At 37.0% G+C, this 15000-nt stretch carries 14 protein-coding genes, 3 tRNA genes and 2 pseudogenes (1 of these 19 running past the window's edge); 12 read left to right on the top strand and 7 right to left on the bottom strand.

Annotated elements, in window-relative coordinates:
- Nucleotides 1–813: 813 nt before the first annotated feature.
- From CLV95_RS19790 to CLV95_RS10230, 4 genes and pseudogenes are all read right to left on the bottom strand, one after another.
- Nucleotides 814–975 (bottom strand): annotated as a pseudogene (locus CLV95_RS19790) (transposase); the annotation flags it as partial.
- Between the two features lie 213 nt (nt 976–1188).
- The gene (locus CLV95_RS20240; protein WP_465783132.1) at nt 1189–1545 is read right to left on the bottom strand and encodes a GIY-YIG nuclease family protein; all 357 of its coding nucleotides are present in this window, start codon (nt 1543–1545) and stop codon (nt 1189–1191) included.
- Between the two features lie 309 nt (nt 1546–1854).
- Nucleotides 1855–2093, bottom strand: a pseudogene (locus tag CLV95_RS20235) (SNIPE associated domain-containing protein); the annotation flags it as partial.
- 1077 nt (nt 2094–3170) lie between these two features.
- Nucleotides 3171–4424 (bottom strand): class I SAM-dependent RNA methyltransferase, encoded by a 1254-nt coding sequence (locus CLV95_RS10230; protein ID WP_002727860.1) that lies wholly within the window; start codon nt 4422–4424, stop codon nt 3171–3173.
- Nucleotides 4425–4516: 92 nt separating this feature from the next.
- On the opposite strand from CLV95_RS10230, the gene CLV95_RS10225 reads away from it, so the two are divergent.
- From CLV95_RS10225 to CLV95_RS10190, 7 genes are all read left to right on the top strand, one after another.
- A tRNA-Ser gene (locus tag CLV95_RS10225) sits at nt 4517–4600 on the top strand.
- A 12-nt stretch (nt 4601–4612) separates the two neighbouring features.
- Nucleotides 4613–4699: transfer RNA gene (locus CLV95_RS10220), tRNA-Ser, on the top strand.
- Nucleotides 4700–4742: 43 nt separating this feature from the next.
- Nucleotides 4743–5189 carry a hypothetical protein gene (locus CLV95_RS10215; RefSeq protein WP_002727842.1) on the top strand — a complete coding sequence of 149 codons (447 nt, stop codon included), beginning with the start codon at nt 4743–4745 and terminating at the stop codon, nt 5187–5189.
- Nucleotides 5143–5553 (top strand): hypothetical protein, encoded by a 411-nt coding sequence (locus CLV95_RS10210; protein ID WP_002732323.1) that lies wholly within the window; start codon nt 5143–5145, stop codon nt 5551–5553. The genes CLV95_RS10215 and CLV95_RS10210 overlap by 47 nt, the downstream gene beginning before the upstream one ends.
- A gap of 3 nt (nt 5554–5556) precedes the next feature.
- Nucleotides 5557–5633 (top strand) — tRNA-Arg (locus tag CLV95_RS10205).
- Nucleotides 5634–6736: 1103 nt separating this feature from the next.
- The gene (locus CLV95_RS10195) at nt 6737–7279 is read left to right on the top strand and encodes a WbuC family cupin fold metalloprotein (protein WP_002727846.1); all 543 of its coding nucleotides are present in this window, start codon (nt 6737–6739) and stop codon (nt 7277–7279) included.
- A 90-nt stretch (nt 7280–7369) separates the two neighbouring features.
- Entirely contained in the window at nt 7370–7951 is a 582-nt protein-coding gene (locus CLV95_RS10190; protein ID WP_002727875.1) for a slr1658 superfamily regulator, read from the top strand.
- A 105-nt stretch (nt 7952–8056) separates the two neighbouring features.
- Here CLV95_RS10190 and CLV95_RS10185 read toward each other — a convergent pair whose 3' ends face one another.
- Complete coding sequence (locus CLV95_RS10185) at nt 8057–8404, bottom strand: slr1659 superfamily regulator (RefSeq protein WP_002730426.1); 348 nt, start codon at nt 8402–8404, stop codon at nt 8057–8059.
- 531 nt (nt 8405–8935) lie between these two features.
- Here CLV95_RS10185 and CLV95_RS10175 point away from each other — a divergent pair.
- Complete coding sequence (locus CLV95_RS10175; protein ID WP_002727858.1) at nt 8936–9220, top strand: hypothetical protein; 285 nt, start codon at nt 8936–8938, stop codon at nt 9218–9220.
- Nucleotides 9221–9254: 34 nt separating this feature from the next.
- Nucleotides 9255–9959, top strand: a complete 705-nt coding sequence (locus CLV95_RS10170; protein ID WP_002732390.1) for a lysophospholipid acyltransferase family protein — start codon at nt 9255–9257, stop codon at nt 9957–9959.
- 6 nt (nt 9960–9965) lie between these two features.
- Here CLV95_RS10170 and dapF read toward each other — a convergent pair whose 3' ends face one another.
- Nucleotides 9966–10811, bottom strand: coding sequence for a diaminopimelate epimerase (dapF, locus tag CLV95_RS10165; protein WP_002732379.1), 846 nt, complete (start codon nt 10809–10811; stop codon nt 9966–9968).
- Nucleotides 10812–10959: 148 nt separating this feature from the next.
- On the opposite strand from dapF, the gene CLV95_RS10160 reads away from it, so the two are divergent.
- Entirely contained in the window at nt 10960–11811 is an 852-nt protein-coding gene (locus CLV95_RS10160; protein ID WP_011671435.1) for a class I SAM-dependent methyltransferase, read from the top strand.
- Here CLV95_RS10160 and CLV95_RS10155 read toward each other — a convergent pair.
- Nucleotides 11800–12552, bottom strand: coding sequence for an HAD family hydrolase (locus CLV95_RS10155; RefSeq protein WP_026053957.1), 753 nt, complete (start codon nt 12550–12552; stop codon nt 11800–11802). The two genes, CLV95_RS10160 and CLV95_RS10155, sit on opposite strands and share 12 nt — an antisense overlap.
- Before the next feature lie 93 nt (nt 12553–12645).
- Between CLV95_RS10155 and CLV95_RS10150 the strand changes: the two genes are divergently transcribed.
- Both CLV95_RS10150 and CLV95_RS10145 read left to right on the top strand, forming a co-directional pair.
- On the top strand, nt 12646–14283 hold the full coding sequence (locus CLV95_RS10150; RefSeq protein ID WP_002727856.1) for an NAD(P)-binding protein: 1638 nt from the start codon (nt 12646–12648) through the stop codon (nt 14281–14283).
- Nucleotides 14280–15000, top strand: the 5' portion of a protein-coding gene (locus tag CLV95_RS10145) for a hypothetical protein (protein WP_002727873.1). 368 nt of this gene lie beyond the right edge of the window; 721 of the gene's 1089 nt are visible here — the first part of the coding sequence; the start codon lies at nt 14280–14282; the stop codon falls past the right edge of the window. Before CLV95_RS10150 ends, CLV95_RS10145 begins: the two co-directional genes overlap by 4 nt.

Raw genomic sequence — 15000 nt, 5'->3', positions numbered from 1 at the left:
ATGATCGAACCTTTCATCTTTCGCCGATCCAAAGCTAACTATATATAGTAAATCCTAAGTACGAAAAAAAAAATCAGTCAACCGCATTTGCAAAATTTTATCCAATATAAAACTTTTTTTTCATATATAAGTAAAGTATTAGATATAAAAGTAATAAGTTGAAAGTTTATCCTTAAGTGCTTGTCATAAAGATGTCTAAAAGTATGAATTTGTATTAAAGAATAAAATACTATACCAAAGTGATCCTAACTTACTAAAAAATACATAATGTTCGTTTTAAATTGTTTGTGAATTTTATAAAAGTAATTCAAACCGATTTGCGACCGTTATTTTAAAAACACAAACGACAATATGAATAAAAAATAAAGAGCCGGAAATGAATCCCCGGTTTTTGCGATAAGAGTCAATCGAGAATTTCTCGCTAGTATCAGCAATATTGTGTAAATGACATTTTTTAAAATGAATCTAATTTCAATCGATCTCCAAAAAGAATCGAAAACTGGTTCATCGCTTGAACTCAGCGGCTCGCTCTCTAACATAACCTTACCCACAAATTAAGAAGGCTTTTGGGATCATAAGGATCAAAAACTGATATTTTTCAAGTGTTCCGACAAGAATGAGGCTTTTTACTTGCAAGAAGTATGATTTTGTGGTAAAGAAAACCTCCCGAGTCTTCCCACCGCCTCTCCCCTCCACCCAAAATCAGGGTGGGGCGTAAGTTTCACAGAGGATTTGTAGTAATTCCGACAGATTTATCTTCAGATCCAAGTATTTGTGGGTAAGGTTATGGCTCTCTAAGGATCGCTCGCCATCCCAATCTTGAATCGGCGGCGTCCATTTTTTAGACATATTATCTAAAGCTAAATAGAGAAGTTTGATTGCGGCTTCATCCGTAGGGAATGATCCCCGATTTTTAATAATTTTTCTCAAACCCATATTTATAGATTTGATGGCATTCGTGGTGTATATCGCCTTTGAATCATACAAAGTGGAACTTGTGCATTCGAAAAAACCATAAAATCGTTTCCGATCATATCTGGAGGGACTTTCTTCGATTAACTCGTAGAGTAGTTCTTTCAATCGATTTTTAGGTTTGCTCATATCGCTTTTTACCATTGTTAATTTACGATAATTCACGAGTTACTTACACAATTCAGCTGACGTTCTCCAGAATAAATTTTACTGTTTCTATATACTTTGCGGCATGGCATCCAAAATATTAGGCGCCGTAAGAACATTCGTATTTTGACGATTTAATTTAATTTTCATAGACTCTCGATATTCCCTTGCTTCAGCTGCTTTTGTAAATTGTACATTGCCATTATGCTTTTTTACAATTTGCTCTATCTCATCCAAGGTAATTTCAAAAAATTCCTTCCTGCTATTTACAAGGTTCATCCGTTTATGTTCAAAGTCCTTATGGAGTAACTTTTCAAATTCGGATGCATTTTCGGAATAAACAATTGCATACACGTCAAATTCAAATGGAACAGAGGCATCACTTAATTCTTTCACTCGGTCCATAGGGTCTAATCGCCTTGTCATTCCTACCTTAAAAACGCTTTCGCCGAACGAACCTATATTAAATATTACATATATATGCCCCACTTTCGTTTGTTGGGCCAAGGACAAAGCTTTTTGTTTTGCTCTTTGTGCATTTTCCAATTCTTTTTTTGCCTGTTCTAAAGCTTTAATATAAAGTCTCTCTTCGTCTTCTGATTCTTTTAAAGCTTTTTCAATTTCCTTCTGAACTTTTTCTTCTTCTCGAATTTGCTCCTGTCTTTCCTGATGGATTTTATCTTGATATTCATGGGTAAGTCGTAATTCTTCTAATTTTAATCTATAGTAATCGTTTGTAATTTCTATCCAATGTGTTTCCCCTAACTTATTTATCGCATCATGAACCTTGGTTAATCGTTCTTCCATTTTTAAAATATTATTCCAACGCACATCAGCTATCATTGCCTCACACTCACCGTTAAACGCACGTAGCATTAATTTAATATGTGTTTTGTCTGTTTTTTCCCTTCCGCAAGACTTCCGTTTAGTGTCCAAGCAATTGAGGTGGAAACTGCTATTCCTAATCTAATCATTTCTTTACAAGACTCTCTTACGGATAAAAGAGCTTCCTTATATTGTTCCGAAGTATCGAAATCGAAATGAGGTTCATACAGTCCGTGATTTATAACTTCAGACTTATTTTCAAAAATTGCAACTTCATGAATTAGGCTCTCTGATAACTGTTTTTTTTCGAATAGTCCGTTTTTACCCGGTCTATCTGAAGTTGAATTTCATTCAATTGGCCATTTCTTTCATAAACTAAATCACTTGATTCTTTTACGATATCTGACTCATGCTTTTCTAGATCAATAACGTCTTTATACTTGTTATATAGTTTATTGTATTGTTATATTTTTTATAACAAAAATATAATAGAAACGGGAAACAAAATAGAATGAACAAGATTGCAAGAGCAAAAAATGTGGATACAAGAGGTTCCCAATTTGATTGCATATTTCTGTTAGAAATGTTTGCCAGAGCTGTAGTTTGAATTTCTTTTAATTCTTTTGTTGTATTGACAGCATCTACCCGGCTGCCCAACGAAAATAAACCGAATCCATATAGTCCGCCGGTAAATATCCAAAGATTCTGTTCCAACTTTACATATATAAAATCGATGCAACCCAAACCGTCCCCAAAAGCCCTCTGCCCAAAGTAAATAAGCAGCTCTCCTTGATTTCACTTTGAATCTTTTTTATAATATTTTAATTTGTAAAAATAATACAACAACATAATGAATGTTAATATTTTAATATACTTATTTTTAAGAACAAATGCATATTCCGTCAACCACCTTGATCATCAAATAAATTCAATCGAAAGCGTTATTTCATTGAAGATTCACATATTAAAGTTGTTGAAAAATTACATAGTTCAGATCAAAAAACCGCTTCGATCGGCCGTTTTCATAAAACAGAAACGGATGGAGAATTAATTTTTTAAAAACTCTACTTATTGGAAACAAATCATCCCGAAAAAACGAAAGGAAGCAAAGTCAATTTACAAAGATAAAGAAGTGATAATAAAAAGATTAAAATTGGTTTTCTTGTTTGTGGGAAATACTTTGTATCTAACCCACGATTTTCAAACCCGGAAGAGACGCCTTTTGTCTAAATTCTTTCAACTTTTACGATGACTTCGAAATGTTTGGTTCTTGGAAAAAAATCGACCAGCGTCACGTTCGAAAGTCTATAATTGCCGTTCAAGATCAAAGAGAGATCTCTCGCAAGAGTTGTGTGATTACAACTTGAGTATAAAAATCCGCGTGGATTTTTTTCTATCAGTGTTTGTAGAACTTTTTTAGATAAACCCGCTCTTGGAGGGTTCATGATCCAAAAAGAAGAATACAATGCCTCTTCGGAATCGATCCAATTTGTTTCCAAGTTTAAAGTTTTGAAATCGCAGGAATAAAACCCGTTTCGTTGAGCATTTTTTTTCGCCTGTTTTACGGAATCTAAAGAAAATTCGTAACCGATCCATTTTTTGGTTTTAGATTGAAGAGCAATTGCAATCAAACCGGAACCACAATATAATTCTAATATTCGATCTTGATTTTCCGGAACCAGTTCGAAGATCTTTTCGAGCCAAGAGGCGACAAGATATCGATTTACTTGTGAAAACCCTCCGGCTTGAATTTCCCAAACGATTTCCTTGAGTTCCGGAACGGAAATTTTTTCCCGAAACGTAACCGACTCTTTTTTGTAGGGAACAACTTTCGTTCCTTCTAATCGCAAGGAAATAGTTTTTGATCCTGAGGCGAACATAGATTCTGTTTTTTCTTTTTTCAAAAGATCAGAGAATACCGAATTCATTTCTTCCGGAAGATTTTTGCATCCATATTCGGGAAGATTTACGATCGAATGTGAAAATTCCTCATAAAAACCTGCAAGTCTTTTACCACCTACAAATCCCAATTGAATCTGTGCCGTATTTCTATATCCGTTCGGATTTTCACTGAGAATTTCGATTTCAGGAATTTGAATATGATTTTTCGATAAAAAACGTTCGAGCGTTTCTTGAAGAAGGAATTTTTTGATCTTCAATTCATTTTGATAAGAAATATGACGATAAGAACATCCTCCACAACGAGGAAACGAACTACAATCGGATGGAATTCTTTCCGGCGAAATCACTTCGATTTCGGAGACGACTCCCCAAATTAAAGAGCCGGATTTTTTAAGAGGAACCGTATAAACTTTTTCTCCCGGTATCGCATTTTTCAAAAAAAAAGTCGCTTCCTCCGAATTTGCGATCGTATAACCTAAGTTTACCCAGGACCGAGGTTTCAGCAAAATTTTATCCGAAGAAATTTTGCGAATTCGTTTTTTCGGACGATTTTTATGTCCCTCGGATCCGGATCTCATCTCTTTTAGTAGTTGTTTTCAGGAATCCCCAAGCGCAAACAACAATTCACCTTGACACGAGAGGGTTTTCTCACGGTAAAGTAATTCCGTCAGGAGAAGTGGCTGAGTGGTCTAAAGCAGCGGTCTTGAAAACCGTCGTGGTAATCCCACCGTGGGTTCGAATCCTACCTTCTCCGTCGACAAGCTTTGGAGACGTGCCTGAGTGGCCGAAAGGAGCAGTTTGCTAAACTGTCGTACGGGTAACTGTACCCAGGGTTCGAATCCCTGCGTCTCCGGATTTTGCTTTCATTTTATTCGATGACTGGAATTCTCACCCCTATGTCCTCTGAGCGTTTCAAAACCCAGGAGTTTATTCAAGAAACCTTAAGAATTCTAAAAAGTGAAGAACTCCCAGGTTTAATCGCCGCCATTTCTTACGTTCCTTTTTTCGGATGGCTGTTCGTTTGGATCTTTCGCAAGAATCAAAAACTCGCATCTTTTCATATTCTTCAAGCATTGAAACTCAACGTAGGTTTTATTGCTATTTATGCTGTGGTTTGGTTTCTAAGAGAATTTCCGGTGATTAGCTGGATCTTATCTTTGATTCGAGTCAACCCGATCGTCACTGATTTTATTAGTTATATTTCTTGGATTGTATTTTTAGGCTATAGCGCATTGGGAGCCTGGAACGCATATCAAGAGAAAGAATCTACTCTGCCTTTCTTCCCGGAGATGGAAAATGAACTTCAAAAAATATTTAAAAAAATACGAACCGGCTCTCCATAACTTTCCTCAAACTGCTAACCAGTTTTTGAGATCGGAAAAATTTTTAGTTTATTTAGTTTCTCTACCTTTTTTCGGAACCTGGTTAATAGGATTCACTTTTTTTTGGGAAAACCCAATGGTTCGAAAATATTCCGGAATTTCTTTCGTAAACTTTCTTTATTTTCTCGGATTTCTTTTGGTCAGCACCTTAATCTCTTGGATTCCAGTTGCAGGCCCCTGGCTTGGACATATTGCTCACCTTGTAGGGATTCTGATTTATCTTGGGATCTCCGGATTACTGCTATACAATTACACGAGTACAAAAAAGATTGCACTTAAGATTCCCGAAAGACATCTTTCTTATTTAGAATCTTATATCCATTGATCCGCGCCCATAGCTCAGCTGGATAGAGCGTCTGACTACGGATCAGAAGGTCGGAGGTTCGACTCCTTCTGGGCGCGCCAATTTCTTTTTTAAATCTCATAAGTAATGTGAATTCAATATAAGAAAGTTCGGGCGAATAAAAAAACAAAGTGCAACGACTCCTGAACGCCGTTCCGTAGAAGGAGATTGTTGTAACCAGCGGAACACTACCGAGCGACCATAAAAGTCAGTGACTTTTGTAACGCTTCCTATGGGTCGCTCTGCAAGTTGAATTGCTCGAAGACTTTTAGCGAAACTTAAGATGAAAGATTTATAAAGAGTGAGTCTCACGTTAAGAGTAGCTTGCAACGAAGTTGGAAAATAGCGATCCAGAGGTCCACAAGTTCGAGTTGGGATAGTAAGAATCTAAAAACGCACATCTTTTCAAGCGCTCCGCTATCCACAAAGAGCAAAACTTTTTACTTGCAAAAAGTATGATTTTCTGATAGAGAAAAATCACCGGAGTCTTTCCGCCACCTCGCTTTGCAATCCTTAGGGAACAATGCGGTTTTAGTTTTCCGCCAAACGCGGGTGAGGCCGAGCCTGTTTCACGAAGGATTGTTGGAATTCCGACAAAAGAATCCTAGTGATTGTGGGGAAAGAGCACCATACCTCAAGTTCAAGGAAGCGATCAATCCATCGAGGGACCCATCGGGAACGAAAATGCTTTCGTTTCCTCCACCGGCCTTCCTTGACTCTGTCGATTCAAGAATATCACTTTTTCGAACTGTCTTATGTCCAAGAACCATACGAATGAATCTATTGGGGTCAAAATTAAAATCCACTTTGAAATCTGTTTTGTGAAAACTCCATTTAGTCTTTAAATTTCTTTCTTACCACTCTGTTGAAAATCGTTCTAAACGGCAAAAAACAGGCCTTTTTCCTTCAAAATCGACTAAAAATCTTATTCAAACTATGTCACAATAAAGAGACCATAGAATCTCGAATCTTTTCTAAAAATTTAAAAAAACCAGTGTACGATTTGACATTAAGACTGAGTCTCATTTCCATTGCATGAGGACCCTGATTTAAGAGCTAGGTTTAAAAATGGATAAATGTCACTGCGCACAAGTAACCTTTGAAACTATTGTAGAAACCGCAAAGCTTGAAGGTGTAAATTATCAAGAAATCATAGAAAGAGTAAATGCGGGAAATACTTGCACAGCCTGTAAGTCATATCTTATTGAGTATTGTGAATCTAGATTTGAACTCTTCCAAACCGCACAAACAACTCCTTACGGATTCTCTTTTTTTGGAGGTATTGCAGAAGGCGAATGCCTCCCCTCGTAAAAGAGCCAACCATAATTTTCATGAACTTTCAGAAGTTTATCAAAGATTTCTAAACGTTCTCACTCGAGATACATACATCCAGGCACATAGACATAAATCTCCCCCTAAGCCGGAAACATTTCTGGTGCTCAAAGGAAGTTTAGGATTTATACTCTTTCATGAAGACGGCTCGATTCAAGAAACACATTATCTAAATTCCGACGGTCCAGTATATGGAATTGATATCGCACCCGGAGTATATCATACTCTCGTTTGCATTTCTGAAAATGCAATTTGTTTTGAAGGAAAATCGGGACCTTACGATCCCACTACAGACAAGGATTTTGCACCTTGGGCCCCTTCCGAAACGGATTCGGATCGAAACGAGTATCTCAATCAATTAAAAAAACTTTTTTAATCCGAGGTCGTTTTTTACTTTTCTTATCGGAAATACAAGTTTCTATTTTTTAAATACAATTCGTTGGATTTAAAAGATTCGAAAAGTATTATGAATTATCCCGTTAAATATGGCCATTACAATCTGATACCCGATACTCTTCCCTGTGAAAGTGAATTCGCGTTGAAACTACGACCTATGGATCTTCGAGTCCAATGGAAACGCTGTTCGATCACTGCGGATTACGTTTCTCTTTATTGTTCTTGTCAGGAAAAACTGGATCCGGATTCTTCTAATACTATTTCAATCGTATTAAATGAACTGATAGAAAACGCGGCAAAGTTTTCCAAAGATAGAAAGGGAGAAATTCTTTTAGATCTTAAATATTATTCCGAAATATTAAAAATTGAAATTAAAAATTCAACGAATGAAATTTATAAGAATAAGTTGGAAAATTCCATCTCTACTCTCATAAATCGAAATTCGGATGAAATTTACATCAACAAACTTAAAAACCGAGATGGAAACGAAGCGAACTCCGGAATCGGTCTTTTACTTCTTTCGAAGGATTTCCCCGTTCGATTGGGATTTTTAATCAATGAAGTTTCCCATGGTACTTACGATGTGACCGTAAGAGCTTATTTGGATCTGAACGAAGTTGTAAAAACAAAACTCAAAGCTTTGGATGTTTAGGGTTTGCCCAAAACTGTCTTTTGTGGAAACCACATCGCCGCGATACCGTCATCGGTCCTCCGGAGTGTAGGAGTTCCTACACTTTTGAAGTTTTAAAACAAACTCTCATTCGAGACTCGTTTTAATTTCTGATCTGAGTTTTTTAATATTTTCCAAGAATTTAATCTGCCAGTATTTATTTTTATTACCCTTAATCTCCACATTATGAATACTTTTTCTATCATAAGCGGCGACAAATCTGGAAAGACTCGCAATCCCTGCGCTATTTAAAAAATCCAAACTCTTAATATCAATAACCGCTTTTCCTCTTCCGGAATTATCCAACATTGTTTCGATAGCAGAAATAATCGGATCGTATTCTTCCACATTGAATAAACGAAGGGTCCCAGAAATTTTAATTCTCCCCCGATTTTTTTTCGCTTCAACAGAATAGTCTTCTTTTAAAATTTCCATCTCTTTCACTTTCCATCAATACTCCAAAATCACCGCTATTCTTTTAAAAAGATCATATACCAACTATTAAAAAAGTATGAAGGTATTTCTTATATTTTTAAAAAAAGACAGATTTTTTAAATACGTTCAAGCAAACATTCACTGAAAAAATAACATTTCACAAAGTTTTCGCATTTTTTCAGTATTCCAGATACTTCTTTTAGGAAACCTTAAGATTCTGCCTCTTTCACTCTTTTTCGCGTTTTCACTTGGTCCTGCTTCCTCAATTTTTAGATTATGTCGTTTTAGGAATTGGTCTTCTACATTCTCCATGAAAATACTTTCGGATTTCAGATGAACCATCTTCAGAAGTCCTATAAAAAAGAAAACTTAACTCTAAATTATTTTTTCATAAAATTTGATTTACGTTATTTCAAACGCATTTTTTAGAATCCATGATATGAAAACTCTTGCAACATCTCTCCCTAAGAAGACTATATGAGATTGTGGGAATTTTACCCATTTACATAAATAAACCTGGAAAGAAGCTCTATGCCTGAGTTTGATTCGATCGATCTTATGAATTATGCAGTTTACGGAAATGAACAAGATCCTGAATGGGCTGATATACGAAATTATATCAAGTCTAGTGCTTCTGCACAAAGAGAATTGGAAGAATTAAGACGTTCCACACCGCAGAATGACAGAAAAAGAAGGGACCTCTCTCGTCCTCAAGAATTCGGGAGAGGTAAATCCCACGAATCGGAACCCTCTCCAAGAAATATAAATTCTTTGGAGGAAAAAAAGAAATGGTGGTCTATTTTTACCGGCGAATAAAATAACTTCCCTTATCCTAAACGAGGGAACATACATGGAAAAGGAAGCTCAGACATATCTCAGACTGAAGCAGTTTGTGGCCCCTTTTTTGGGTTTTGCCGTGAACATTAACGCCTATGGAACGGAACATATTGCCCAGGAAGGTAAGTTAATCCTTGTAAGCAACCATAGATCCGACATGGATCCGTTCATTCTTTCCTACACTTTCCCTAGATATATTTCTTGGATCGCCGCAGACTATACGTTCCGAATTCCGATTTTTAAAGATCTAGCTAAATTGGCCGGAGGAATTCCGATGGCAATTGACGGAAAAATCTCTATGGCAAGTATCAAAATGGTACAACAGGTTTTTAAGAGAGAAGGTGTTTTGGGAATTTTTCCGGAAGGTCACGATTACATGGTTCAAAACGACTTTTTCGCTCCCATGGTACGATTTCACGAAGGTTTTGCGGCATTCTCAATTCGAAACAAAGTCGATATTCTTCCTTCTGTAATCGTTCCAATTGAAGAAAGTTATTCTGACATTCCGATTCCTTCTTTAGTTCGTTCTTTTATGGGAATGCCTAAAGAAGTCTGCGATATCAAACGGAGATCGATCTACAAAAAGGTCCGCGTTCTTTATGGACCTAAAATCGATCATAGACCTTATCTCGAGGGAAAACTGGAAGATAATTTAAAAAAACTTTCGGATGAAGTTCGAGTGAGAATGGAAAATCTGCAAAGAACCCAAGTAGTTTAGAAAATTCTAAACTACTATTTCCCCCGAGAAAATCTCTTTTGCAGGCCCGGTCATCAAAACGTTTCCGGATTCCTGCCATTGGATTCTAAGAGTCCCACCTCTCAAATCGATCTTCACTTCCTTTCCCGATTTTCCCGTTAAATTTCCGGCAACCGTCACTGCACAGGCTCCGGTTCCACACGCAAGTGTTTCTCCCGCGCCTCTTTCCCAGGTTCTTTGATAGAAATGATCCTTTCCGCGAACCGTAACAAACTCCACATTTATTCGTTTCGGAAAAATAGGATGCCGTTCGATCAAAGGCCCAATTCCAGTTACGGGAAATTGATCACAATCATCCACAAAAATTACACAATGTGGATTTCCCATACTTACCGCGGTAAATTTTAAATTTTTTCCCGCGATCTCAAATGTTTGATCGATGATCGCTTCTTCATCCTTCCAATTGACAGGAATTTTGGACGGGACAAGAATCGGTTTTCCCATGTTAACGCTGACAAAATCGACCTTATTACCCGATCCAATCTTGAGATCCACTTCTAAAACACCTGCGCCGGTTTCGATTTTTGGATTTTTAGAATTCGTTAAGCCGTGATCGTAGATGTATTTGGCGACACAACGAATTCCATTTCCGCACATCTCAGAGGAACTTCCATCCGAATTGTACATGTCCATCATAAAATCGCCTTGTTTCGAATTACGAATAAAGATAACCCCGTCACTCCCAATTCCAAAATTACGATTGGATATTTTTTGAATCTGCTCCGGAGTCAGGCGAATATTAGCCTGAGTAGAATCGATATAAATATAGTCGTTACCAATTCCTTCCATTTTTGTAAACTTAAGCGCGGCCACAAGAACTCCTAGGATGAATTGAATCCTATATTTTTTTAGACTATTACCCGAGGGAATTCAAAAACAAGAAAAAGTCATGTACTTTTTTCTGGCTTTTTCGACTTCAACCGAAGATATTGAAAATTCGACGATTCCCCTGGGGGCTCTTTTGAATCAAACCTGTTATCTTTGTTCTAGTACTAAAAATTCCACAGTTTTTGTAGAAAATGGAATCGATATCGTCCGTTGCTCCAGTTGTGGTCACGTTTTTTCCACTTACGAACAGGAAGAACACTACGAAGGTTATTGGGACGACGATTCTTCTTATGATCTCGATTGGTGGGATTACGCCCACAGAGAAATCTATCAGGACTTCATCAAGAGATTTTTAACAGCTCCTTCAGGCAAAATTTTAGACGTTGGTTGTGGACTCGGTTTTTTTGTTAAGCGAATTGAAAATCAAAAACCCGGCTGGGAAACCATAGGTTACGAAATATCCGAAAAAGCGGTTCAATTTGCCAGAGATAAAAACGGATTGAAAAACGTTTTTTCAGGAATCGTCCAAAACTCCGGAATCGCAAAAGACTCTCTGGATATCATTACTCTTTGGGACGTGATCGAACACATTCCAAAACCTCATAACTTGCTAGAATACTTATACTCTCTTTTAAAACCGGGCGGAATTCTTTTTCTACAAACTCCAAATTTTCCAATCCAACTTTTTAAAGCAAAATTGAAAGTCGCCCTGAAAGGTATACAACCAAACGGGCATTATCTTGAAGCAAAAGATCACATCAACGATTACACCGAAAAGACAATGAGAATGCTCGCAAAACAAACAGGATTTGTAGACTGTAAGTTCACGATTCTCAAACCGATCGCTTCCATTTCGGGAAGCCAAGGCAGCAGTTTTGGTCCTCTTTTTAAAAAAGTTTATTATTACGCGACTAAAGCCGTTTGGTTACTCAGTTTCAAAACGATGAACTTAAACAATACGTTATTCGCTGTTTTAAAGAAATAATTTCAAAGCGGTTCTTAAATCGTTTGTTTCTAAGTAGGAATATTCTCGCTTTCCATCAGAATCGACTTCAAACGAAATTGTTCGTTCTTTCAGACTACCCTGTTTTTTAGAAAAGATAGATGTTATGTGAATCGCTGAAATTCCATAACGAAGCGCCCCTTCGATATCGTCTTTTAACGAATCGCCTATCATCGAGACAACTTTTTCTTCGGAAACAAGCCGGTTCGCTCTGGAGTAGAATTCTTCCGAAGGTTTTTCCTTTCCGACTTCTTCCGAGCTTAAAATTACGTAAGGAAAAATTTTTGGAAATAAAAGATTGAACTTAATCAATTGAGTTTTCAGATTTTCGTTAGTACAAAAAAGAAGTTTATGTTTTTTTGAAATTGTTTTTAAGAGTAAAAAAACTTCCTTATATTCCTTCTCGTATTTTTTTTTACGAACCTTAATTCCATCTTGAAAGTTTCGGAAATAATCTCTTTCTAATTTTAAGATCCATTTCGGGTCCAAAGTTCCCCACTTTGACAGGCACATTTTTTTGAAGTAAATTAAACGAAGCCGATTCGAAGGAAAATCCTTCAGTTCTATTTTTGTTTCTTTTCTCGCAGCTTCGTAGAATTCCGAAAATTCTTTTGCGGAAGAGAATCCGTATTCTTTTGCGTTTCTACAAAATTGCTGAATCGTGGTTTCGTAGATTCCGATCGAATCTAAAAGCGTGTTATCAAAGTCCAAAAAAAGAGCCATTCCTTGCAAAAGAATCTTTTCAATTCCAGATGCAATTCTTTTAATCCATTTTTCCTTGCATGATTGGAGATTCTCCTAAATCTTCCTACAAGTATGGACAAAACCCCAAAAACCATTTCCCGGAAATCCTTTCTTGCAATTTTAGGTTTTTGTTTTTCAGCACTCGTAAGCGGAATTTGGTTTTTAAAATTCAGACAAAAAATTTCTGGAAAAATTTTAGGTTTGAATCACGAAGTCGGACATAGAATTCGGAATAATCCAAACGTAGACTTCAACATAAATCTCTCGGTTTCTGAAAAAGTAAAAGTGTTAATCTTAGGAGGAGGAATCTCCGGATTGAGTGCAGGTTATTATCTCCATAAATCCGGATTTGATGAGTTCAAAATTTTAGAATTAGAAAACGATTCCGGTGGAAACTCGAGATCAGGACAGAATTCGATCGGCAATTATCCTTGGGGGGCTCATTACTTACCACAACCCGGAGAAGAAGCGGTTCTAGTCCGTAAGTTTTTGGAAGAAAACGAAATCATCGTAGGTAAAGATAAAAATGGAAAACCAATCTACAACGAAAAATATCTTTGTTTCGACCCCGAGGAACGAATCTTCTATCAAGGAAGATGGAACGAAGGTTTATATCCCATAGGCAATCCCGGATCGCAGGCCGCAAACGAAGAGCAAAAATTCAAAAAATTTATCCAAAATTGGAGATCAAAAATTGGAAGAGATGGTAAAAAAGCCTTTTCGATTCCGATCGACCTTTCTTCCAGAGATCCTGAATTTTTAAAACTAGATAAAATTAATTTTTTTGAATATATTAAGGAATGTGGATTTAAAACAAAAGAACTTTTTTGGTTTTTGGATTATTCCGTCCGCGACGATTTCGGCGGTTCTGTAGATACGGTCTCTGCTTGGATCGGGCTTCACTATTTTTGTTCTCGCCCTGTGGATGAAAACGGAGAGGACTTGAGTCTTCTCACTTGGCCTGAAGGAAACGGTTTTCTAGTGGAGAAGTTGAGATCTCCAATTCGATCCAAAATTCAAACCGGAACACTTGTAGAAAACGTAAAACCGGCAGACTCCAAAAAAGGTAGATTCTCAGTCCGAATTTATACACCTTCCACAGGAATACAAAAGGATATTCTTTGTGATTCGATTGTTTATTCCCTCCCGTCTTTTACTCGAAAGTACATTCTAAAAGAAAAATCGGGAATCACCGACGGTTTGATTTATTCTCCTTGGTTAGTCGCTAACCTAAGTGTTGACAAAGTCCCGACGGGCAAAGGAATTTCTCCTTGTTGGGATAATGTAATCTATCAAAGTCCTTCTTTGGGTTACATCGTTTCCACACACCAAGATTTGCACGGAAGCAGTAGGGAAGAATCTGTTCTCACATATTACAAAGCATTCGGTGAACAAGACACAATTTCCACCCGCAAAAAAATGATGAAAACTTCTTGGTCCTCTTGGAAAGAATCGATTTTATTCGATTTAAAAAAGGCTCACCCGGATATCGAGAAAAGAGTCTATAACATAGACGTTATGATCTACGCACACGCGATGATCCGCCCCGTTCCCGGGTTTATCTGGGGAGGACAAAGGGAAAAACTTTCCGTTTCTTACCCGAATCTTTATTTTGCACATTCCGATCTAAGCGGAATTTCCATCTTCGAAGAAGCTCTGGTTCGGGGCTACGATGCCGCACATAGAATTCTCAGAGATCAAAAAACGTGAATTCCAGGGCTTGGATTTTTAAACCGTCCGTGGATCTTGCATTCATCATCCTTCCGGGAATTGCTTCCGTACTATTCTTATTTACATTAAAAAAATTGGATATACTCCCTTCCGAAATTAATCCTTGGACTTGGTTTTGTACGGTTTTACTGATCGACGTAGCACACGTATACTCTACTCTCTTTCGCTCCTATTTTAACGAGGAAGAATGGAAAAAGAAAAAAACTCTTTTGATTACTGTACCGATCGTTTGTTTTTTATCTTCGGTCCTTTTGTATTCTTACGGAGTAATTTGGTTTTGGAGAATCATGTCGTACATTGCAGTTTTTCATTTTATACGACAACAGTTCGGATTTCTGGCTCTCTATCGAAAAAAAAGCACGTCCGCCCAAATCCCATTTTTATTCGATAAAATGACAATCTATTTAATGGGCGGTATTCCAATCATATATTGGCATCTCACGGACCAAAAGAGAGAATTCTCTTGGTTTATAAACGGGGATTTTTTGGAATATCCAATTCCTTATTTAGCAAACGTATTACTTTGGTTTCAACAAACGTGGTTTTGTTTTTATATACTGATTCATACATATTATTTCATAAGATATCGTTCATTGCCTTTAGGAAAAATTCTACTCGTAATTAATACTTGGGTGGTTTGGTTTTTCGGGATTGTTTATTTCAATTCCGATTTTTCATTTACGATTACAAATGTAA

It is taken from the genome of Leptospira borgpetersenii serovar Javanica, assembly GCF_003046425.1.
GTDB lineage: Bacteria > Spirochaetota > Leptospiria > Leptospirales > Leptospiraceae > Leptospira > Leptospira borgpetersenii.
The sequence above is the reverse complement of the archived record's forward strand: the minus strand, read 5'-3'. Positions and strand labels throughout refer to the sequence as shown.